At 54.3% G+C, this 20260-nt stretch carries 22 protein-coding genes; 14 read left to right on the top strand and 8 right to left on the bottom strand.

Features of this window, described 5'->3' with window-relative positions; translation table 11 throughout:
- The first annotated feature begins 124 nt into the window (after window positions 1-124).
- Window positions 125-571 carry a flagellar assembly protein FliX gene (locus J4E05_RS06580; RefSeq protein WP_349593572.1) on the top strand — a complete coding sequence of 149 codons (447 nt, stop codon included), beginning with the start codon at window positions 125-127 and terminating at the stop codon, window positions 569-571.
- Window positions 572-719: 148 nt separating this feature from the next.
- Window positions 720-1136 (top strand): RNA polymerase-binding protein DksA, encoded by a 417-nt coding sequence (dksA, locus tag J4E05_RS06575; RefSeq protein ID WP_073953569.1) that lies wholly within the window; start codon window positions 720-722, stop codon window positions 1134-1136.
- Window positions 1137-1440: 304 nt separating this feature from the next.
- Here dksA and flgH read toward each other — a convergent pair whose 3' ends face one another.
- The 3 genes from flgH to J4E05_RS06560 form a co-directional block, all read right to left on the bottom strand.
- Window positions 1441-2238: a flagellar basal body L-ring protein FlgH gene (gene flgH / locus J4E05_RS06570; protein WP_246832891.1), complete on the bottom strand. Its 798-nt coding sequence runs from the start codon at window positions 2236-2238 to the stop codon at window positions 1441-1443.
- Between the two features lie 336 nt (window positions 2239-2574).
- A complete protein-coding gene (locus J4E05_RS06565) occupies window positions 2575-3003 on the bottom strand; it encodes an EVE domain-containing protein (RefSeq protein ID WP_349593568.1) in 429 nt (142 codons plus the stop codon).
- A 1-nt stretch (window position 3004) separates the two neighbouring features.
- Complete coding sequence (locus J4E05_RS06560) at window positions 3005-3382, bottom strand: VOC family protein (protein ID WP_349593565.1); 378 nt, start codon at window positions 3380-3382, stop codon at window positions 3005-3007.
- 61 nt (window positions 3383-3443) lie between these two features.
- Between J4E05_RS06560 and J4E05_RS06555 the strand changes: the two genes are divergently transcribed.
- On the top strand, window positions 3444-3875 hold the full coding sequence (locus tag J4E05_RS06555; protein ID WP_349593562.1) for a MarR family winged helix-turn-helix transcriptional regulator: 432 nt from the start codon (window positions 3444-3446) through the stop codon (window positions 3873-3875).
- 96 nt (window positions 3876-3971) lie between these two features.
- Here the strand turns inward: J4E05_RS06555 and flgA are convergent, their stop codons facing one another.
- The 3 genes from flgA to flgF form a co-directional block, all read right to left on the bottom strand.
- Window positions 3972-4928, bottom strand: a complete 957-nt coding sequence (gene flgA, locus J4E05_RS06550; RefSeq protein WP_349593560.1) for a flagellar basal body P-ring formation chaperone FlgA — start codon at window positions 4926-4928, stop codon at window positions 3972-3974.
- 148 nt (window positions 4929-5076) lie between these two features.
- Window positions 5077-5862, bottom strand: coding sequence for a flagellar basal-body rod protein FlgG (flgG, locus tag J4E05_RS06545; RefSeq protein ID WP_349593558.1), 786 nt, complete (start codon window positions 5860-5862; stop codon window positions 5077-5079).
- A gap of 75 nt (window positions 5863-5937) precedes the next feature.
- Complete coding sequence (gene flgF, locus J4E05_RS06540; protein ID WP_085589705.1) at window positions 5938-6678, bottom strand: flagellar basal-body rod protein FlgF; 741 nt, start codon at window positions 6676-6678, stop codon at window positions 5938-5940.
- 216 nt (window positions 6679-6894) lie between these two features.
- Here flgF and J4E05_RS06535 point away from each other — a divergent pair, with 216 nt between their 5' ends.
- From J4E05_RS06535 to J4E05_RS06485, 11 genes are all read left to right on the top strand, one after another.
- Window positions 6895-7074, top strand: a complete 180-nt coding sequence (locus J4E05_RS06535; protein WP_349593556.1) for a hypothetical protein — start codon at window positions 6895-6897, stop codon at window positions 7072-7074.
- A 254-nt stretch (window positions 7075-7328) separates the two neighbouring features.
- The gene (locus tag J4E05_RS06530; protein WP_349593554.1) at window positions 7329-7868 is read left to right on the top strand and encodes a flagellar basal body-associated FliL family protein; all 540 of its coding nucleotides are present in this window, start codon (window positions 7329-7331) and stop codon (window positions 7866-7868) included.
- A 43-nt stretch (window positions 7869-7911) separates the two neighbouring features.
- Window positions 7912-9039 (top strand): flagellar motor switch protein FliM, encoded by a 1128-nt coding sequence (fliM, locus tag J4E05_RS06525; protein ID WP_349593552.1) that lies wholly within the window; start codon window positions 7912-7914, stop codon window positions 9037-9039.
- Window positions 9039-9701 carry a DUF6468 domain-containing protein gene (locus J4E05_RS06520; protein ID WP_349593550.1) on the top strand — a complete coding sequence of 221 codons (663 nt, stop codon included), beginning with the start codon at window positions 9039-9041 and terminating at the stop codon, window positions 9699-9701. Before fliM ends, J4E05_RS06520 begins: the two co-directional genes overlap by 1 nt.
- Before the next feature lie 240 nt (window positions 9702-9941).
- Window positions 9942-10658: a MotE family protein gene (locus tag J4E05_RS06515; RefSeq protein WP_349593548.1), complete on the top strand. Its 717-nt coding sequence runs from the start codon at window positions 9942-9944 to the stop codon at window positions 10656-10658.
- Window positions 10659-10869: 211 nt separating this feature from the next.
- Window positions 10870-11256 carry a response regulator gene (locus J4E05_RS06510; protein WP_085580778.1) on the top strand — a complete coding sequence of 129 codons (387 nt, stop codon included), beginning with the start codon at window positions 10870-10872 and terminating at the stop codon, window positions 11254-11256.
- A 23-nt stretch (window positions 11257-11279) separates the two neighbouring features.
- Entirely contained in the window at window positions 11280-11942 is a 663-nt protein-coding gene (locus tag J4E05_RS06505; RefSeq protein WP_085589717.1) for a protein phosphatase CheZ, read from the top strand.
- Between the two features lie 26 nt (window positions 11943-11968).
- Window positions 11969-12811, top strand: coding sequence for a hypothetical protein (locus J4E05_RS06500; RefSeq protein ID WP_085589719.1), 843 nt, complete (start codon window positions 11969-11971; stop codon window positions 12809-12811).
- The gene (locus tag J4E05_RS06495; RefSeq protein ID WP_349593543.1) at window positions 12808-13530 is read left to right on the top strand and encodes an OmpA/MotB family protein; all 723 of its coding nucleotides are present in this window, start codon (window positions 12808-12810) and stop codon (window positions 13528-13530) included. Before J4E05_RS06500 ends, J4E05_RS06495 begins: the two co-directional genes overlap by 4 nt.
- A 2-nt stretch (window positions 13531-13532) precedes the next feature.
- Window positions 13533-17210 carry a hypothetical protein gene (locus J4E05_RS06490; RefSeq protein ID WP_349593540.1) on the top strand — a complete coding sequence of 1226 codons (3678 nt, stop codon included), beginning with the start codon at window positions 13533-13535 and terminating at the stop codon, window positions 17208-17210.
- Window positions 17211-17502: 292 nt separating this feature from the next.
- Window positions 17503-18789 carry an SEL1-like repeat protein gene (locus J4E05_RS06485; protein ID WP_349593537.1) on the top strand — a complete coding sequence of 429 codons (1287 nt, stop codon included), beginning with the start codon at window positions 17503-17505 and terminating at the stop codon, window positions 18787-18789.
- A gap of 250 nt (window positions 18790-19039) precedes the next feature.
- On the opposite strand, the gene J4E05_RS06480 is transcribed toward J4E05_RS06485, so the two are convergent.
- A complete protein-coding gene (locus tag J4E05_RS06480; RefSeq protein WP_349593534.1) occupies window positions 19040-19396 on the bottom strand; it encodes a hypothetical protein in 357 nt (118 codons plus the stop codon).
- Window positions 19397-19463: 67 nt separating this feature from the next.
- Window positions 19464-20216, bottom strand: coding sequence for a flagellar type III secretion system pore protein FliP (gene fliP, locus J4E05_RS06475; RefSeq protein WP_349594656.1), 753 nt, complete (start codon window positions 20214-20216; stop codon window positions 19464-19466).
- Window positions 20217-20260: the final 44 nt, after the last annotated feature.

Genomic DNA, 20260 nt, shown 5'->3' with positions numbered 1-20260 from the left:
CTTTGGGGAAGACTCGACAAAGGATCAATTTGTCGCCAGATATAGGGCAGGATACGGAATTGATCGTGATTTTCCGGCAGGTCGTTATATGGGCCTGGAACGCAAAAATAAGGCAGTAGACAAAATGAAGGTTAGCGGATCAAAAGGCACCACATCGGGTGCGTCGACACGCAAGGCTTCGGGCACTGGTGGTAATGACCAGGGGTTTGCCAATGCCATGCGTTCCAATGGCCCGGGGCCGGAACGGGCTGCGGCGGCGGGTGGATTGCATGCGCCATCATCGGTCAGCGCGCTTGATGCGTTACTGGCCCTGCAGCAAAGCGGTGACGCGCTGGATTCCCCGCGTAAACGCTCTGTTGCACGCGCAAAGACGCTGCTTGATCAGCTTGACCGGGTGCGTCAGGCCTTGCTGGGCGGTGGCCTTCCGGCGTCGCAACTGGCGCAACTGGTTGATGTTGTGGGAAAACAACGCGAAGAAGTTGACGATCCGGCGTTAAGTGAGGTTCTCGATGAAATAGAACTGCGCGCACGGGTTGAATTGGCAAAGCTGGATGTTGCCGGTTTGCGTTAGTTGATGGCAATTCCCTTAGGGTGTTGAAATTTAACCTGTTTCCGTTTTTTTTACGATAGATTTGGCGAAATTGTTCAATCAGCTTGCACGCATAGGCTGGTGCCTCTATATTCCCGCGCGATCGGTGAGTCCTGTATAGAGGGCATACATGACTATCACATTACCACCTGACTATCGTCCCGCCGAGGACGAAGAGTTCATGAATCCGCGTCAGCGGGAATATTTCCGTCAGAAGCTTTTGGCCTGGCGGGCAGAACTTTTGCACGAATCATCAGAAACATTGGCGAATCTTCAGGACGGAGGATTGCAAGAACCCGATCTTACCGACCGCGCTTCTGCGGAGACAGAGCGGGCACTTGAGTTGCGGACGCGCGACCGTGCGCGCAAGCTGATTTCCAAGATTGACGCCGCTTTGCGCCGCATTGAAGACGGATCCTACGGTTACTGCGAAGAAACTGACGAACCGATCAGCCTTAAACGACTTGAAGCCCGTCCGATTGCAACCCTGAGCATTGAAGCTCAGGAACGCCACGAGCGGATGGAGCGTACCCGCCGCGACGATTGATCGCAGCGGTAAAAAAATACGGTAAAAAGACGGGATCGACTTAGAAACCGCAGCCGAAAAAATTCGTTTCTTGTGGGAGAAACGCTAAAACGGGGATACCCGGCAAGGGATCGGTCCAAACAGACCGGTCCCTTTCTTTTGGGCGCAAGCCGGGTAGATTTTGTGCCTTTGCGACAAGGGGAATGTGCTGCGTTGTCATGTCGGCATAATAAAACCGGCTGGCAATTTCTTGCCAGCCGGTCGTCGGGGCGGGCAACATGCCCGTCTGCGGAACCCCCGAAGCCTTATTCACAATCTGACAGGGTCAGAACGGTAACAGGATATCCATAATCTCGCTGCCATACCGGGGTTGTTGCACGTCGGAAATGGTGCCGCGTCCGCCATATGAAATGCGGGCCTCGGCAATTTTGTCATAGGATACGGTATTGGCCGATGTAATGTCGGCGGCCCGGATGACACCGGCGACCTGCACTTCGCGCACTTCGGCGTTAACGCGAATTTCCTGCCGGCCATGAATGACATAATTGCCGTTAGGCAAAACCTGCACAATAATCGCCGCGACCTTTAAATCGATGGTTTCGGTACGATCCAGCGTGCCGCCGCCCGAATTGGACGAATTGCTGTCGATGTTAAACAGATTTGACGGATCAATCGTTTCGGGCAGAACCTTGGTAAACTGGCTTTCCAGCCCCAGTAACGACGGAATCCCCATATCTTCGGAATTTTTCCGTGTGCGTGCGGTGGTATTGGCCAATTGCGCCTTGTCATCAATCGCGATGCTGACGGTCAAAATGTCACCCACCTGGCTGGCGCGCTGATCCTTGAAAAAGGACCGCGCCCCGGTGCGCCACAACGAATTCGGGTTGCTTTCGGCAACCTGGGGCGCCGGCATGGGCATACTGACCGGGCGATAGCCGGGGCTTTGGGTCGGGTTATTGATTCCCGACAGTTTCGGTGCCTCGCCAACTTCTGACAGGCGACGCATGGTGTTGCACCCCGATAACAAGGCCGTCGCACATATCAGCGACAGGGTCATTGCCAGCCGGGGAAATTTATTCGGGTGCCGTGAGGGCACCCTTGTCGGGGTTTTGATAAAGGTCATTTTATCCTCCTGGGTTCCGCACAGTGTAACTAGCAACCTTCGTGCCAGTTATGTGTCGCCCAGGACGGCAAACCTTGCCGGGCCTGTGCCGGGCAGGCGGGTCATGTTCAAACAGGGCGGAGTTCCGGGCACGGCCTCAAAATTTTGGCCAGAAAAAATCAACGTCCTTACCTGACGATGGATAAAATCAGGAAGGTTTGAGGGGGAGAACCATTATAGGGGGGCATATCCGCGACTGGGGCAGATCTTTTGGTTTTGTCGGTAATGAGGATGGCTAAGGCTATGGTTACATGTTTAATCTGCCAACCTGCCGTCACTTATGGCCGTGCCAGCTGATTAAATGGTAACGCCCATCGCAAGGGCAATCTTCTGAAAATCGGCTTCGGAGAGTTTTCGTTTTGCTCCTCGCATGACGAAGCCCCAATGTGCCGCCCGGCCTTGTGTCAGTTCCAGTTCTTCAAGAAGCGGCCGGATCGGGGCAGGGGTTGCCGCAAGCAGGTAATCCACATCAACACGGTGCGGATGAAACCCCATGGATTGATCCGCCTGGTAGGGTTTTTCGGACATAATTTGACCAATCGTCGTAAACGCTTGCACAGGCGCGCCGCCGTCGATTTCTTCGCGCGGAGAATAATAGATAATCCAGTCGCCTTTCTGCAGTCCGCTTATGGCAGATTGCTTGCCATGCCCAAGCTGGGCGAACCCGCCATCACGGCCTGCCCTTGCATGTCGGGCGCAGGCAACGCCCATCCAGTAACGGGTCATATTATGCCTGCTGCTTCATTGAGGTATGAACGGTGATCGTATAGCCAAAGGGATCGCGGAATGCGAAATATCGCCCAAACGGGCCATCTTTTGGGGGAAAGACGATCTCTATCCGGTCGGCAGCAAGTTCCGCGTGCAGGGTATCGGCATCATTGCAGGCAAACCAGAGTGCGATACCGGCCCCAAGGAAATCTTTCGCAGATGAAAGGTCTGTCATGGGTTTGCGAACCGCGAATGGGACCGGCTTGCTGTCGAACACCACGGCACCCGGAGGCCCCTGCATGATCGGAAGGCCAAGCTTGCCGTGATAAAAATCCCTGGCGGCTTCCAGATCATCGGCCTGAATGCCCACAAAATCGATGCCAGTAAGATATGCCATACTTTTTTCTCCTGATTGGATGTATGATATCAACTTCCTGATATATTATAAGGAAACTGATATGATAAAGCAAGGCAGTCTGGAAAGGTCTCTGGGCTACAATTTAAAAAGAACCCAGCATCGCTTGCGTCGCCGGATGGACGAGGCCTTGAAAAGCTGCGGTTTATCAACAGCGCAAAATGCGGTGCTTGCCGCGCTGATGGCCCAGCCAGACATGACAAATGCCGATCTTGCAAATGCAGCATTTATCACGCCGCAATCCATGCAATCGGTACTGGCGGGGCTGGAGACAGCGGGATATGTGGTCAGACGGCAGGACGATCACCACAAGCGCCGTCAACTTGCCCGGTTAACCCCAAGTGGCGAGGAACTGGCCTTGCAAGGCCGAGCGGCAATTGTGCAAGTCGAGGAAGCCCTTGCCAAAGCCGTGGCACCTCTTTCGGAGGACGAGGCATTGGCCCTGCTTTACCGTTTTCAGAAAGCGCTGGATTAAGGGAGAGGTGCTTTGCCCGGTTTTTCCAGGAAGTCGGCGGAGCGGATCAAATTTAAGGCTTTTGCCCGGTTTGTCCGGGGTTTGGATGTCGCGAGATTACTGGCTCATGGCCGGGATGGCGCGCACATCGTTTTCTGCGGTGACTTCAACCTGAATGGTTTTGTTGCTTTGCAAATTAACTACCCGGATCACATCCCCGGCGGATCCGTTTTCAAGGGCTTTTCCCCGTGCGGTAAGCGACATGTTTGGGGTTTCAAGCCGGATCGTCACAATTGCCCCGCGTTTTACCAGAATGGGGGCTGTGAAATCGCGGTTTAGTAATGGTTCGCCGGGGTTGACGCTGCGGCGTACTTCCTTGCCGATAACATCGGCGGGGTCACGCAGGACATTGGCTTGCAGGCGGTCGCTGCGAACATCGCGCATTTCGACCTGATCGGGGCGCACGATGTCGCCGCGCTGTACCGAATCAACTAGAACCGGTACCTGTTCAAGGGGGAAATAACGCCCGCTCATGCGATAGGTGCGTTGCTGGGCCGTGCCGCGCCCTGTGGTAACGTCGGCAATAAACCGGCCGGTGCGACGGTTGATATTGATGCCGGTGATTTCAAGCTGAACCGGGGCGTTAACCGGCAGTTCGATGCGAAAGGTTTCCCCGCCCATATCCACGGCAAAAGGTGCCGGTATGCCGTTTTCCGACAAGGCCCCGTGGATAGCATCGGAAATTTCATCCATGCCGATGGTTTGGCTGTCGCGAATTACAATTGTTTGGTCGGCTGTTGTGCGCGGGCGCCAGGCAACCTTGTATCGCTGGGCAATTCCTGCCAGCCAGCGATAATCAAGCACTGCCTGTTGGCCGGGCTGGGGTGCGTGGGCCACGGCAACATCTTCCTGTTCAACCGGCAGGCCGCTAAAAAGGTCGCCCAAGGTGACATAGGCCCCTTCGATATGGGCCTGTGGGCGCAAAAGAATATCCATTTCCTGTGCCTGCAGGTTTCCCGGCAGCAGGAACAACAAGGCCAGCACAAGGGCAGAAAGGGTGTTTCGCATCATCATGCCTGTGATGTTAGCACCAAAATAACAATGACAGGTAAAGCAAAACACAAACCGGACAATTCAGGCCGGAAAACGCCGGACTGGCCGGTTTCGCAATGCCGGGTCTTGTTTTCCGGGTTCTGGTTTTAACGAACCTGTGCGGTGTTAATTATCGCAGGTTGCTGATTGCGCTCATCATTTCGTCGGTCGTCGAGATGGATTTTGAATTCATTTCATAGGCGCGCTGAGCCTTGATCAGGTTGGTGATTTCCTGAACCACGTTAACGTTCGATGATTCAAGATATCCCTGCAGCAGGGTGCCAAACCCCACCGATCCGGCGGTACCGGTATTGGGGGTGCCCGATGCGTCGGTTTCCAGAAACAGGTTGTCGCCAAGTGCGCTCATGCCGGCCGGGTTGATGAAGGTTGCCAGCTGAATCTGCCCCAGATTCTGCGGGGCGACCTGCCCGTCAATTTCGGCGTAAACCTCGCCCGATCCGTTAATGGTAACCGATGTTGCATTGTTTGGCACCGTGATGCCGGGCTGAATGGCATAACCATCCTTGGTGACGATCTGTCCGTTACCATCAAGTTTGAATGTACCATCACGGGTATAGGCGGTTTCGCCACTGGGCAAATCGACCTGAAAATACCCGCGTCCCTGCAAGGCAACGTCAAGTTCGTTTTCTGTCAGGGTAACACTGCCCTGGCCGGTATAACGGCCAATAGCGGCGGTTTTTACACCCAGGCCAACCTGCACACCAACCGGCACAATGGTTCCGGTGTCTGATGACGGCGAACCGGCCCGGCGTAAATCCTGATATAACAGGTCCTGAAACTCGGCGCGCTGGCGTTTATAACCGGTCGTCGTCATGTTAGCGATGTTGTTCGATGTCACATCCACGTTGGTGGATTGCGCCATCATGCCAAGGGCTCCGATATCGAGTGACCGCATTTTTGTCTCCTCTCTGCGCGTGATGCGCTGTCTTGGTGGTTCTGCCCCGGGGGCAGAACAAACGGTTCATATCAATCAGGCGCGGACATCGCCCAGTTTGCTGATCATGTCGCGCTGGCGCTGGTTTTCATTTTCAAGGGTTCTGGTAACCGATTGGTATGTTCGCAAAACCTCGATCATATCGACCATCGCCGTAATCGGATTGACGTTGGATTTTTCCAAAGACCCCTGAACAATCCCCGGGCTTTCAACCGCCTGGGGTTGCTGATCGGTATTATACAGGGACGATCCTTCAGGCTTTAACTGCTGGATATTATCAAAGGTGGAAACGGCAAGGCGGCCAATCTGGCCGACATCGGTGGAAACGGTGCCATCGCCGGCAATGGTCACGCGGGTGTCAGCCTGACCAAAAAACAGCGGCTGCCCGGCGTCTGTCAGCACCGGATAACCTTCTGATGTGATCAACTGCCCGCCGGGGTCCAGCGAAAAATTGCCATTGCGTGTATATCGGGTGCCATTGGGGGTATCGACCGAAAAATACATGTCGGGTTTGGTCAGGGCCACGTCAAAATCGCGTTCGGTGGTTTCGATATTGCCCACCGTGGTATCGCGATACTGGCCAATATCCTGTACCAGCGCAATTTTACGTTCGCCGCGAAACGGGGCATCCTTGTTTGCCGCCATCCAGTCGGTAAACATCATGTTTTGCTGTTTGTACCCGTTGGTGTCCATATTGGCCAGGTTCTGCGTGATGGTGTTCATCTTGCTACGCAAAACCATCTGGCGCGACAGGGCGATATAGGATGTATTTTCCATGGTGGGTCATATCCCGCTTGCAGGCAAAATTGGTTGTCAACGACAATGCGAATGCCGTGCCAGATTGATAAAATTCAATAAAAACAATGCAATGAAGGTGTTGGGTAAAACTTGCCGGATTAAAATATGCCATTGATCCGGCAAGAAAGGCCCCTGTACCGGCGATTGTGGAATACCGGGTGCAAAACCGGTTATTGCCCTTTGCCGTGTTCGGACATGGCACAGACTTTGGTGGCAGGTGCCCCAACAGCGCCGGTATGCGGCGGTTCGCACGGTATTTACGGCGATATTGGCTGGCTGATCTGCCGGGCGTTGGCGACAGAGCAGGGCGATGCCCGTGGGCAGAAAATGCCGTCCGGTGATTTTAACGGCAAACTGGCAGCTTTTTTGCTTTAACAACCCCGTATCGCTGGTATTGCGCAGGTTTGACCCCAGATGTTAAAGGGATGCTGCGGGCAAGGCCCTGTGTTTGGGCGGCGCGTGGCGGGGCGAAGGCAATGGCTTTATGGGGCTTTTGTTGTCGACCGACGGCTTAACAGCTATTATGGGCAACGGAATGTTAACGTGGCCGGTTTAAAGCTGTCAAAATGGTGGGACGTGCGGGTGCGTGTGCCGGTTTGACGTGACGATGTGCAGGGCAGGACAGGCTGATGGGTGACGACGTTGACGAAATTGAAGAAGGCGGTGGCAGTGGCAAGGGTGGCAGTAAAAAGCTGCTGATTGTTATTGTTCTGCTGGTCTTGTTGCTGGTTGGCGGGGCTGCGGCGGCGTATTTTACCGGCTTGATGCAGCCGGTAATCGATATGGTGCTGGGCAATGATAGCCAGACCACCGAGGAAACAGCACCCGATGCCTCGATCGAACAGGCGCCCGGCGTGCCGGAAAATGTTGGCTTTGTTGATTTGCCGGAAATTCTGGTAAACCTTAATACCGGTTCGGGCAAACAAAGCTATTTGAAAATTCGCGTCAGCCTTGAAGTTGCGGACCAGTTGAAGGTGCCGGAAGTTGAACAGATGATGCCGCGCATTGTTGACAATTTTCAGGTTTATCTTCGCGAATTGCGCCCGGAAGACCTTGCCGGGTCCGAAGGTATGTTTCGCCTGCGCGAAGAATTGCTGATCCGTGTAAGTGCTGCCGCAAAGCCTGCCAAAATTAACGACGTTTTGTTCAAGGAAATGCTGGTACAATAATGTACCGCGCAGGACCGAAGATAAAAGCCTGGGATAAACGCCGATGGCCGAAGAAGACGATGATGATGCACTGGCCGCCGAATGGGAAGCCATGGCCGGGGGCGGCGATGACGACGGTGACGGCGGCGATGATATGGCCGCCGAATGGGAATCCATGCTTGGCGAGGATGGCGGCGAGGAGGAAGAACTTGTCGGCCCCGGCTCTGCGCGTGTTCTAAACCAGGATGAAATCGACAGCCTGCTGGGCTTTGATGATGGCAGTGGGTCGGGGGATCAGTCCGGCATTCAGGCCATCATTAACTCGTCGATGGTGGCCTATGAACGTTTGCCCATGCTCGAGGTGGTGTTTGACCGGCTCGTTCGCATGATGTCGACATCGTTGCGTAACTTTACCTCGGATAACGTTGAAGTCTCGCTCGACAATATTTTGTCATTGCGTTTTGGCGACTATCTTAATTCCATTCCCTTGCCCGCGATGCTGGGCGTTTTCAAGGCCGAGGAATGGGATAACTACGGTCTGCTGACAGTTGATTCAGCCCTGATTTATTCGATCGTGGACGTGTTGCTGGGCGGGCGCCGGGGCACGGCGGCCATGCGTATTGAAGGCCGCCCTTACACGACGATTGAACGTAACCTGGTTGAACGCATGATCCATGTGGTGCTGGGCGATCTTTCAGCCGCGTTTGATCCGTTAAGCCCGGTAAATTTCCGGTTTGAACGCCTGGAAACCAACCCGCGTTTTGCCACCATTGCCCGCCATGCCAATGCCGCGATTGTCGCCAAGCTGCGCATTGATATGGAAGACCGCGGCGGGCGGCTGGAACTGCTTATTCCCTATGCCACGCTGGAGCCGGTGCGTGAATTGCTGCTTCAGATGTTCATGGGCGAAAAGTTCGGCCGTGACTCGATCTGGGAAAACCACCTTGCCAATGAACTTTGGCAGACGCATGTTAATTTGCTAGCTGTTCTTGATGAACAGGTCATGTCGCTGGGCGATGTGATCAATCTTGAAGTGGGGAACCGGATGTTGCTCAATACCGGGCCAACATCGCCGGTGGAAGTACGTTGCGGGGATGTTGCCCTGTTTCGGGGCCTGATGGGGCGAAAAGGGGACCGAATCGCCATTCAGGTGCGGGAACGCGCGCGTAAGAACAAGGAGGAAACCGGCTGATGGATTTCGAGTTCTATCTCGATCTCCTGATGATTGTTTTGCTTTTGGCGACAATCATCTATGCGCTGATGCTTAATCGCAGGCTTGCAGCCTTTCGTCGTAACCGCGAGGATATGGAGCAGTTTCTGTCGGCATTTCATGCCGCTACCGAGCGGGCCGAAATACTGATTCAATCTTTGAAGGAAATGGCATCGCAAAGCGGGGATGCGTTGCGCGAGGATATTGAGCGGGCCAGTGGCCTGCACGAGGATTTATCGTTTATGGTTGATCGTGGTGATGCCATTGCCAACCGCCTTGAAAAGGCGGCAAGCGGTGTGAATGCCGCGCGTAAAAAGGCATCGTCCGATACCGGTTTGTCCGGGCAGGGCGGGGGTGGAGGAAAGCCGCCGCTTGATGAACGCAATGACCGTGTGGGCATTGAAACGCGGGCCGAGGAACTTGCCGCGCGCATGGTCCGCGATACCGAAATGACAAATGCACGAAATGCCTATGATGGCGGTGGCGGTCGCAATGTCGGGGGGGATGATCGCTCATCGTCATCTTTGTCGCGCGATGATCGCGACCGTCGCGCCAATCTTCTTGATGATGAAGACTCAGATCAGGATGCCGGGCGTTCCGATGCAGAGCGGGAATTGCTGGCTGCATTGCGTTCGGTGCGTTAATATCGCATGACCTGTCGTGATATGCCGGTTGGTCGGGCAGGGCGATTTTTGGGGACGAAAACGGGGAATTGTGACGCTATCAACGGGTAAAAGGCAGGTCTGTTTTTTTTACACGGGCTTGTTCTTGTAGTGGAAACTACCCAATTTATATAATGGGTCGGCCTGTTGGTGCGTGCAGTTTGCGACTAGGGTTTATATGCCGTTTCGGGATCGGACCGGCAGATACTATCGGGTGAATGGATGTCTTCTTTGCGTATTTTACCTTTGCTGATTTTGGTGTCGGGGCTTGTCCTGTCGCTTAAGGTCGCGGATATCGTGTCGATCTGGCGCGATGGGGGGGATGTGCAGGAAGCGGCAGCGGTCAGCATGGTACAGGCCGCCCGTGCCCAGGAAAACACCACCCCCGCAGCGGGCGAGCCGGGGCTTGATGCCCCGATGGATGACGCGCTGACCCCGGCAATGGATCAGGAAGCTGCCGCCAGCGGCGATGCAGGCAGCGAGGCCCCCAGTTTTGGCGGGGACCCGACCCTGTTTACCCAGGAAGAAATTGATCTTTTGCAAAATCTGTCGGCGCGCCGCTCCGAGCTTGACCGCCGCGAGCAACGCCTTGATGAACGCGAAAGCCTGATCACGGCTGCCGAAGCACGGATCGATAGCAAAATTGCCGAAATGAAACGATTGCAGACGTCGATTGCGCAGCTTGTTGAAAAGAAAGACGAGAAAGACGATGATCGTATCAAGAAGCTGATTACGGTTTATGAAAAAATGAAACCCAAGGATGCTGCCCGGATCTGGAATGATCTGGATATGAGCATTCTGTTGCAGGTTGCCCAGGGCATGCGCGAAGCCAATACCGCTGCGGTCCTGGCGGAAATGACGCCCGATCGCGCCCGCGCCCTGACAACCGAGCTTGCCTATAAACGTGATTTAAGTACGCTGCCATTGACAAATCCGTAACCGGTCTGCCTCTAATTAAACCCGAAGGCCGACAAAACTGAAAAATAACCCTCTGGTTTTAACCGGAGTTCTTGAAATCAGATGAAAAACACTCATTTTTATCAAAGTGAAAAGCCTTGATTAACCTAAATTAAATAGGTACATCACGAATATAATGTTCCGAACCAAAAGCTGGGTAGTTTTCCAGATTGACAGCATCATGGAGTGGTAAATGTCCGTCGATCCCAATATGCCAATTCTGATTGTCGATGATTACAAAACCATGTTGCGTATCATCCGTAATCTTCTTCGCCAGTTGAACTTCACCAATATTGAAGAAGCAACCGATGGCAGCATGGCGTTGCGCAAATTGCGTGAAAAGCCGTTCAGCCTGGTTATTTCCGACTGGAACATGGAGCCGATGACCGGTCTTCAGTTGCTTAAGGAAGTTCGCGCGGATGCGAAACTGAAGGACCTTCCCTTCATCATGATCACTGCCGAAGCCAAGACTGAAAACGTCGTTATGGCTAAAAAAGCAGGCGTATCAAATTATATCGTCAAGCCGTTCAATGCCGAAACCCTCAAGGGTAAGCTGACCACGGTTCTTGGTGATTTCTAAGTCAAAAAGGGGCACGGGGCATTTTGTCCCGTGATACCGCCGTGGATGATAGCCAATTACGTGATCTGCTGGGCCAGTTAAAGACGCGTCTTGAAAAAGGCGATCTGAAAATTGAAGAAGTTTCCGGGCTTGTCGAAAGCCTGGCAAAGTTTCTTCCGGCCAACACAAAGACCGACAATCAGGATGAAAAACGCCTGTTTGGCGAACTTGATGAGCTTTCCAATATCATTCGCAAGATGAAATCGGAAATCGCGTCATTGCGTCCTGATGATATCAAGGCCGAATATATCCCGAATGCCACGGACGAGCTTGACGCCATTGTCGATGCGACAGCCGGGGCAACGCATGAAATTCTTGATGCGATGGACTCGCTTGAAGAATTTGCAGCTACCCTGCCGCCTGAACAGGCAGAGCTTGTAACCAATGCGACCATGCGGGTGTATGAAGCCTGTAATTTCCAGGATATTACCGGTCAGCGAACGACCAAGGTTGTCAAGGCGTTAAAAGCCATTGAAGAACGGGTTGAAGGGCTGGTAACGGCGTTTGGTGCAGAAATTGCGCGTTATGCCGAAGCCAACCCGCGCAAGGCCAGGGAACAAAAGCAGGGGGATGACGCCCTGTTGAACGGCCCGCAGCTTGAAGGCAAGGGCGTGTCGCAGGCCGATATTGACGCGATGTTTAATTGACCCCTTGGGCGAAATGACGAACGGGTATGGCAGAAGCAGAAGATGACGCCCCAAAACGTGTAGTCGCCGTGACCGGTGGTACAACGGCGTTATTCCTGTCGCTTTATCTTTTGCTTTTGGCTTTTTTCATTCTGTTAAACACCATCTCGACCTATGAAGAGGTAAAGGCGCAAAAGGTGCAGCAAAGTCTGTCATCGGCCTTTGCCTCTATTTTGCCGCCCACCACCAGCCTTGATACGGTTACATCGGTTGATGGACCGTTGCTTGCGGCACAGGAAACCCAGCAAAAGCTGGGAGATCTGTTTCAGTCCCCGTTAAAAGTGGCACGTGTCGAAGTCCTTCAGCCAGGAAAGCTGATGGAAGTGATGATGCATACCGACCAGCTGTTTGATCCCGATAAAATAACCATTCGTGACCGCCAGAAAGGTTTTGTTGCCAATCTGGCCCATGCGCTGGCCGATACAACAGGCGGGGCGCAGTATGAAATGGAAATGATGCTGGGCAGCAATCTGGGTAAATATGGAACTGTGCCGGTTGAAGGCAGCCTTGAAATTGCCCGTGCCGGTGCCTTTGCCCGCCAGGTGATTGCCCAGGGGGCACCCGCCCGTTCGGTCGATGTCGGGATTGACCCCAGTGCCGATCCCTTCATTGTTACATTCCGGTTTTTCTGGGATCAGACTGCCGAGGCCAAGGCCGCTGCCGAACGCGCCGCCGCCAAGCAGCGTTCTGTTACAACCACGGTTCCGTTGCCGTCATTGCCAAAAACCGGCACGGGTGGGCCTTCGGTGACCATTCCCCTGCCAATGGCTTCGCCCGGGGTGGCCCCTGCGGCCCCGTCTGCAACACCGGCACCGGGAGACGGCGGATGATGGACGAATCCAAAAAAGAAGAACCATCCGGCCCGCCGATCTGGATGTTAAGTCTGGCCGATCTGATTTCGCTGCTTTTGACATTTTTTGTCATGCTGTTTGCCATGTCGAGCGTGAAGGTGGATCGCTGGGACGAAGTGGTTGATTCCCTGTCGCAATCGATCAAACCCTCGCCGGTTGACCCGACGGACGAGCCCACAGCCCAAATGAATATTCCGCGTGTGTATCGCAAACCGGCAATGAACCTGGATTATTTAAGTTCCGTGATCGAAGGTGCCATCCGTGATAATCCGGTATTGATGCATGCCCGTTTGAAACATGCCTCGGATAAACTGATTATTTCATTGCCCGGCGATGTGATGTTTGTACCAGGCAGTGAAAAGCTGGCGCAAAATGCCCGTCAGGCCCTGTTTGTTTTGGGCGGGGTGCTGTCAAACATTGGTAATCGTGTAGGTGTGCAGGGCCATACCGACCCGCGCCCGGTCAGCGGGCAAAGCCGTTATACATCAAACTGGGAACTTTCCCTGGCCCGTGCCGCCGAGGTTGCCAACGAATTAAAAAGGTCTGGTTACCTGGATTACATAAATATTTACGGATTTGCGGCATCAAGGTACGACGACCTGCCGCGGACTGATGATGAAGATAAGCGCTATGAGATGGCGCGTCGTGTTGACATCGTCATTGAACCCCACGGCGGGAGTGGTCTCGGAGGTTCATAGGGATGCGATTTGGGTTAACGCGACTGTTGCTGGCTGTTGCCGTCGCGACCGCCGGTTTGGTGGTCGCAACGCAAACGGCATCGGTTGCCTATGCCCAGGCGGCAAACCCGGTCATCATGCGTTCAGGCAACCACGAAGGTTATGGCCGGATCGTGGTGCAGTGGGACCACAAGGTAAATTACACCGCTGAAATTATCGGCAATCAGCTTGTCGTGCGGTTTGACCAGCCCTTTGTCGCATCGCTAAGCGGTGTGGTTGACCCGATTTCCGATTATGTATCCGATGCATTTTTTGACCCCGACGGCAGAACGGTGGCGTTTGTGCTGCGCGAAGATTTCGATGTTCGTGCCTTTAATGTGGGCACCAATGTGGTGCTTGATATTCTTGACAAGCAAGCCCCTGCACCCGCCCCTGCTGCACCGGAACCCGCCGCGCAACCACCTGCCAGCCCAGCAACCGCCCCTGCGCCGTCCGCGGAACAGGCCCCGGCCACACGCGCCCCGGCACAAGGCACCATGCCGCCGCCTGCGGCAAAACCGGCAACATCGGGCACGGCACGGACATCAACACCAACACCAACCTCTCCGCCAGCTTCGGCTCCGGCGTCGGCAAATACCATATCAGGCTCTGCCAATGCTCCGGCGACGGCGGGCAGCACCTCCACGCCGGATGCCGGGCAAACCTTGCCTTTACTTGAGGTGCGCGTCGGGCGTCATCCAACATTTTACCGGCTGGTTTTTGACTGGCCGAAAACCGTAAATTACCAGGTTAGCGGCACAGACGGTAACAGCCGTATCTCTTTTGACAGCCCGGCCCGTATCGACGATGTTGCAACATCGCGGCGTTTGCCACGGGGCGTCACTTTGTCGCAGGCCGCAACCAGCCCCCTTGCTGTCGATATAAAAACAGACCCGGCCCGCACCCTGCGCCATTTCCGATCGGGAACCAAGGTGGTTGTTGACGTGATGGGCGTTGAAGGCAACCCCCAGGGCGACGAAGACAGCGCAACATCACCCGCAGCCGCCAGCCGTACCCCCGCCACGGGGACGACACAGCAAATAACCCCCCCGGTTGCGCCGCAAATCAGCGGGCGTTCCGGCCCGGCGGCGGAAACGACCGGCGGGCAGCCGCGCAATCTTGGTCCTGCGACCCAAAGCAGTACCGCCATCGTTGAACCCGCCGCCACGGGCGAGGGGCAGGCACGGCCGGTTGACAGCATTGGCAAAATCAGTGTCGGTGTTAATCAGGACGCAACAAAGCTGGAACTGTCCTTTCCTTTCGGGCGGCCCACCGGGGCCGCGATCTGGAGCCGGGCCGGGTTTCTGTGGTTTGCCTTTGATACCCGTGCTGACCTGGATCTGGGCCGGGTTCGCCAGGAAGCCAATCAGATTGTGGGTGTGATCGAACAGCTCGACAGCCCGTTTGGCACCCTGGTGCGCATGACCATTCCCGAAGGGGTCGGCCTTATTTCCCGGCAGGATGAACAGGGCGGCTGGGTCATTGCGATGGAAGCAGGCGAATTGCAGCCTGTGGAACGATTAGGCCCAACCATCGAACTTGATAGTGATACCCGCGCCCGGCTGGCTGTTCCATTAACCGGCGTTCACGATACCATGACGGTGAATGACCCCGAAGTTGGCGACAGTTTGCGGGTTGTGCCGACAACCCAGCCTGGCTACGGCATAGAGGCCGCACTGCATTACCCGGAATTTGATGTTCTGCCATCATTCCAGGGGGTGGTTGTTGCGCCGGTAAATGACAGGGTTAAGGTGTCGCATCGGGCGGCCCCGGCGCCCGTAACAACGCCGGATGGCGCGGACCTTGCTGACCCCCAGGCACCTTCTGCAAGTGGCGAAGCTGTGGTGGTGACAGCCGATAACGGTTTGAACATTTCCCCCGAAGGGGCCCGTTTGCTGGCATCTGCGACCGGTGTGCGTGCCCGTACCGGAGATGCCGACGAAGGCCGTATTTTTGATCTGGCGGACTGGCGCAAGGGTGGGCTTGATAATTATAACAGGGCGATTGCCTCGCTGTTAAAGGAAGTGGTCGATAGTGGCGATGAACATCGCAATAAGGCCCGGCTTGATATGGCCCGGTTTTACATGGCGAACGGTTTAGGCCCCGAAGCCAATGCGATGATCGAAATGATGGAACATGACGATCCGCTTATTGGGCAGAAATCGGAATTTCGTGCTTTAAAAGGGGCGGCAAAGTTTTTGAATGGTCAATATGACGATGCCGAACGCCTGTTAAGCGATCCGCGTATTGCCGATCTGACCGAGGTTAAACTATGGCGGGCGGTAAACAGTGCTGCGCGTGGGCGCCCCAATGAAGGTGCGCGCGATTTGATGGATTCCATTCATCTGCTGGACAAATACCCCAGCGAGCTTTTGATGCGGCTGGGGCCGGTGGCTGCTGAACAGGCCCTGATCGTCAAAAACCCCAAAGCGGGCATGGATGTGATCAACACCATGCTTGAAACGCCAGACGCCCCGGAAAACAAGCTGCTTGATGTTCAATATTTGAAAGGATTGTTCGAACAGGAAGCCGGGCAGTTTGATCAGGCAATTGCCACCTGGGACCAGGTGGCAGACGGTAATAACCGCAAGGCCCGCGCCCACGCGATTTTCGACCGTACCGAGCTTTTGTTAAAACTGAAACGTCTGACTGTTGATGATGCGATTGCCCAGTTGGAGAAACTGCGCTTTGCCTGGCGAGGGGATGATTTTGAACTGGCCGTGTTACGCCGCCTGGGGAATTTGCAGGTTGATGGCAAACATTATCGCGATGCGTTAAAAACCTTGCGGCAGGCGGCTATTTTCTTCCCCAATCATCCCTCGACACCGGCGATAACCGAAAAGATGCACAAAACCTTTGAAGATTTGTATCTGGGGGATGACATTAACAATATTTCGGCGATCAAGGCAGTGGCCCTGTATGACGAATTTCGCGAACTGACCCCGGCTGGCGACAAAGGCGACGAGTTGATCCGCCGCCTTGCGGATCGCATGGTCAGCGTCGAGCTGTTTGGTCGCGCCGAAGATTTGCTGCTTCATCAGATTGATTTTCGTCTGACCGGTCATGAAAAGGCCCGTGTTGCGGCGCGGTTGGCACTGGTCTATTTGCTCGATAACAAACCGCAAAAGGCGATTGATGTTCTGGATGACAGTGACAGCCCGGAACTGGGCGATGATCTGGTTGCACAGCGCTTGCATCTGCGCGCCCGTGCCCTGATGGATATCGACAAGGGGGACGAGGCAATGGCACTTCTGGCAGATGATTTGACGCCGGAAGCGGAACTTTTGCGAATCGATAATTACAGAAAAGAGAAAAATTACGGCGCGATGGCCGATAGTTTTCAGCGGCTGGTCGGCTCTGATCCCGGAAATATCGTCGATGGTTTTAGCGACCAGCGCGCGCAATATGTTCTGAATTGGGCTATTAATTTGGCCATGGCAGGGCGTGAACGCGAACTCGATATGGTCAAACGGCGCTATGGCGCGCTGATGTCAAAGGGGCCATATGCGAAGGGGTTTGAGCTGATAACATCGGCCCCGACCCGCGGTTTGATCGATTACCGCTCGATTTCCAACGAGATCAAGGAAGTCGAGGATTTCAAGGGTTTTCTTGGTAACTATCGGGATCAATTGGAGAAAACCCAGCTTAGCGCCATTAACTAAAGGCGAATTCCGGGCCGTGCGCCGGTGGGCGGGCTTCGCAAGATATTTGCGCGAAGGTTTCGCCGTTATCTTGCGGTCATCGGTTTTTGCCGTTTTTTAAGGGCGTCCTTTACCGCCTGTTTTTGTGTTTGCCGGGGTAAAGTCTTTCTGTCGGGTTTATATTGAATAAATCTAATTTTATCAATCGGGTGACTGTGGGCGACTGCTAGCTGTAAGAATAGGTAGTTGCACTTTGAAAATATTCGTCTATTCTTTGAACTGTATATTTCCAGTGTGTGTAAGCTGAGGGCAGATGGATCGCGCACTTAAAATGGTCTATTACGATGACGCCGATGTCGAACACGACATCTTCGCGCAGTTGAATCTTGCCCTGAAAAACTTCCGCGGCATCGGTATGCCACGCGATGAGTCAGCTACCCGTCGTATCCTTGATCAAATTCACCGTCAAAGCCGCGCCTTCGCTGCTGTGTGTTATGGTTTTATGCGCAGCAAGGGGATCGGTGTTAGCCGCGATTCTGGCGAAGGCCAGCAATGGTATCGCGAAGCGGCCTACTGGTTCCGCGAAGAAGCTGAATCCGGTGCCGGGACATCGGCCAACAATCTTGGCTATTTATATGCCAAGGGACTTGGTGTGCCAGAAAACCCGGATATGGCTGCCGACTGGTTCCGTGATGCTGCCGATCGCGGGTCGCCGGTTGCCATTTATAACCTTGGCGTCTGTTATCTCAATGGCTGGGGGGTTGAACAGGATGACAGCAAGGCTGTCGAACTGTTGCAATCTGCCTGTGACCATAACGATGTCACCGCGGCCAGTGTGCTGGCTTATTTGTATCTGGAAGGGCGCGGTGTAAAACGCGACCCCGGCAAATCGTTTGAATATAACTTGCGCGCTGCTCGTGCCGGCAGCATCGAGGCGGCCTCTGCTTTGGGCTATGCCTTTGGTGTCGGCCTGGGGGCTGAACGCAATATCGAAGCCTCGATCAGCTGGTTTGAACTGGCTGCGGGTGAGGGCGATGCCTATGCCCAGGCCAATCTGGCAATGTATTTCTGCCATAGCTCGGAATTAAAGCTGTTTAATCGGGGCTGGCAAATGTTGTCATTTGCCTGCGATCAGGGCGACGTCTCGGCCAAATACCAGATGACCCAGATTTTGATCTTTGGCGTTAATCATCGTGAACCTGATTATAGCAAGGCGCTTGATCTGGCGATGGATCTGGCTGAACTTGGTCATCCGGGCGGGTATCACCTGATTGGTGTTATGTATGAACATGGTCTTGGTGTGCCGGTTGATATGAAACGGGCTGCGGGCTGGTATGAACGCGCGGCACGCAAGGGCTCGGCCAACGGTCAGTCTGCCCTTGGGCGTCTTTATGCCATTGGCAATGGTGTCAGACAGGATAATGTTCAGGCTTATTACTGGCTGAAACTGGCGGCACCGGCTCAAAACACGCTGGCTTACCGCGAACTTGATGCGGTGCGTGCGCGTATGACCGTTGAAGAAATTCACCGTGCCGACAAGTTGTTTATCAGCGACCCGGCACCGCGTCGTTCGCATGTGGGTTTGCGCACCATCGAATAAACCCATGCAGGCTGCCAAATACGATGCCAAATTTACCTGGCATTTTTCAAAGCTCTCGCCATGTGCGGGGGCTTTTTGTTTTTCATAAAAACCGGTGGCGGCAGGGCAGGAATTAACACCGGCCTATGTCAACATATTGCCGCTTGGTCTTGTGTGACGTGGTGGCCGGGCTTTGCCAGGCCATCTTTTGTGGCGCGCCTGGGGATCGTTGATCGTTGGTTATCTGCGACGTTTTACCGGTCGCATGGTTTTACGTCCGGTTTCGTAATCTGGCGAGTTTTTCGACAAACCGAAAAATCAGCAGGGACAGGACGATTTCTATGGAAAGGCGCGCTAATATTACGGGAAATATCAGGCCGTTGTTTTGCGGGAATAACCAGCCGTGCAGGCCATCAACATTTGCCATCAAATAAAGGCCGATCCCGTCTATCCAGATCAGAATAACCGAGATCAGGGCCGTTTTGCGGGGGTCGCACAGGTTCTTTTTGGTTAAGAAGCTGTAGAAAGCCAGGATTAACCCCGGAATAGACAAGACGATGCCAGGCAATGCTGTTAGCAGCATTAAAACAAGAACGCCGCCAGAACTGTTAATTTCAACATCGGACATGTCTTACCTTCCGTTACGCACCAAAACGATATTGGCGGGTAGGGTATGCCTGCGTTTCGACATGGGGTTAACCGGGGCCAAAACTTTGTACCAGCGACCCGGAAATCAGATACCAGCCATCAACCAGGACAAAAAAGATCAGTTTGAACGGCAGGGATATCACCACAGGCGGCAGCATCATCATCCCCATCGACATCAGGATACTGGCAACCACCATGTCGATAATGAGGAACGGAATAAACAGTAGAAAGCCGATTTCAAAGGCCCGGCGCAATTCGCTGATCATGAAAGCCGGGATCAGGGCGCGCAATGGAATATCATCGGGCGAGGAAACATTGACCTTGGCAATATTGACAAAAAGTTCCAGATCGCGGTCACGAACCTGGGTCATCATGAAGTCGTGAACGGGTTTGATCGCCCGGTCCATGCCTTCAAATTCGTCAATATCGCCATTGATCATGGGTTGCAGCCCTTCGTCCCATGATCGTTCCATGGTTGGCATCATAATGAACAGGGTTAAAAACAGCGCCAGACTGACCATCACCTGATTGGGCGGTGATTGCTGAATGCCAAGGGCGGTTCGCAACAGGCCCAGCACCACGATGATGCGGGTAAAGGATGTCACCATCACCAGAATGGCCGGGGCCAGGCTTAAAACCGTGATCAGCCCGATCAGCTGGATCATTCGGCCGGTAGATGTCACGCCCGGGCCATCGCCCAGATCCAGATTAAACGACTGCGCATGGGCCACATCGCCACCAAACACAATCGCCAGCAGTGGTAATAATGACCAGAAAGCAGCGATTTTTAAGCCGCGCATCGACAGAAACCGCCGGGGGGATGTGAAACTTGCAGCGTGGGTCG

The sequence above is a fragment of the Thalassospira sp. NFXS8 genome (assembly GCF_040148805.1).
Taxonomy (GTDB): Bacteria; Pseudomonadota; Alphaproteobacteria; order Rhodospirillales; family Thalassospiraceae; genus Thalassospira.
This window is presented reverse-complemented; position numbering and strand designations above follow the sequence as displayed.

Coding starts and splice junctions, on each gene's coding strand:
- J4E05_RS06485 (WP_349593537.1), top strand. CDS start 17,503: ATGGATCGCGCACTTAAAATGGTCTATTACGATGACGCCGATGTCGAA.
- J4E05_RS06555 (WP_349593562.1), top strand. CDS start 3,444: ATGATAAAGCAAGGCAGTCTGGAAAGGTCTCTGGGCTACAATTTAAAA.
- J4E05_RS06530 (WP_349593554.1), top strand. CDS start 7,329: ATGGGTGACGACGTTGACGAAATTGAAGAAGGCGGTGGCAGTGGCAAG.
- J4E05_RS06580 (WP_349593572.1), top strand. CDS start 125: ATGAAGGTTAGCGGATCAAAAGGCACCACATCGGGTGCGTCGACACGC.
- J4E05_RS06510 (WP_085580778.1), top strand. CDS start 10,870: ATGTCCGTCGATCCCAATATGCCAATTCTGATTGTCGATGATTACAAA.
- J4E05_RS06515 (WP_349593548.1), top strand. CDS start 9,942: ATGTCTTCTTTGCGTATTTTACCTTTGCTGATTTTGGTGTCGGGGCTT.
- J4E05_RS06520 (WP_349593550.1), top strand. CDS start 9,039: ATGGATTTCGAGTTCTATCTCGATCTCCTGATGATTGTTTTGCTTTTG.
- J4E05_RS06495 (WP_349593543.1), top strand. CDS start 12,808: ATGATGGACGAATCCAAAAAAGAAGAACCATCCGGCCCGCCGATCTGG.
- flgH (WP_246832891.1), bottom strand. CDS start 2,238: ATGACCTTTATCAAAACCCCGACAAGGGTGCCCTCACGGCACCCGAAT.
- J4E05_RS06535 (WP_349593556.1), top strand. CDS start 6,895: ATGGCACAGACTTTGGTGGCAGGTGCCCCAACAGCGCCGGTATGCGGC.
- flgG (WP_349593558.1), bottom strand. CDS start 5,862: ATGCGGTCACTCGATATCGGAGCCCTTGGCATGATGGCGCAATCCACC.
- J4E05_RS06560 (WP_349593565.1), bottom strand. CDS start 3,382: ATGGCATATCTTACTGGCATCGATTTTGTGGGCATTCAGGCCGATGAT.
- J4E05_RS06565 (WP_349593568.1), bottom strand. CDS start 3,003: ATGACCCGTTACTGGATGGGCGTTGCCTGCGCCCGACATGCAAGGGCA.
- J4E05_RS06490 (WP_349593540.1), top strand. CDS start 13,533: ATGCGATTTGGGTTAACGCGACTGTTGCTGGCTGTTGCCGTCGCGACC.
- J4E05_RS06500 (WP_085589719.1), top strand. CDS start 11,969: ATGGCAGAAGCAGAAGATGACGCCCCAAAACGTGTAGTCGCCGTGACC.
- flgF (WP_085589705.1), bottom strand. CDS start 6,678: ATGGAAAATACATCCTATATCGCCCTGTCGCGCCAGATGGTTTTGCGT.
- fliM (WP_349593552.1), top strand. CDS start 7,912: ATGGCCGAAGAAGACGATGATGATGCACTGGCCGCCGAATGGGAAGCC.
- fliP (WP_349594656.1), bottom strand. CDS start 20,216: ATGCGCGGCTTAAAAATCGCTGCTTTCTGGTCATTATTACCACTGCTG.
- flgA (WP_349593560.1), bottom strand. CDS start 4,928: ATGATGATGCGAAACACCCTTTCTGCCCTTGTGCTGGCCTTGTTGTTC.
- J4E05_RS06480 (WP_349593534.1), bottom strand. CDS start 19,396: ATGTCCGATGTTGAAATTAACAGTTCTGGCGGCGTTCTTGTTTTAATG.
- dksA (WP_073953569.1), top strand. CDS start 720: ATGACTATCACATTACCACCTGACTATCGTCCCGCCGAGGACGAAGAG.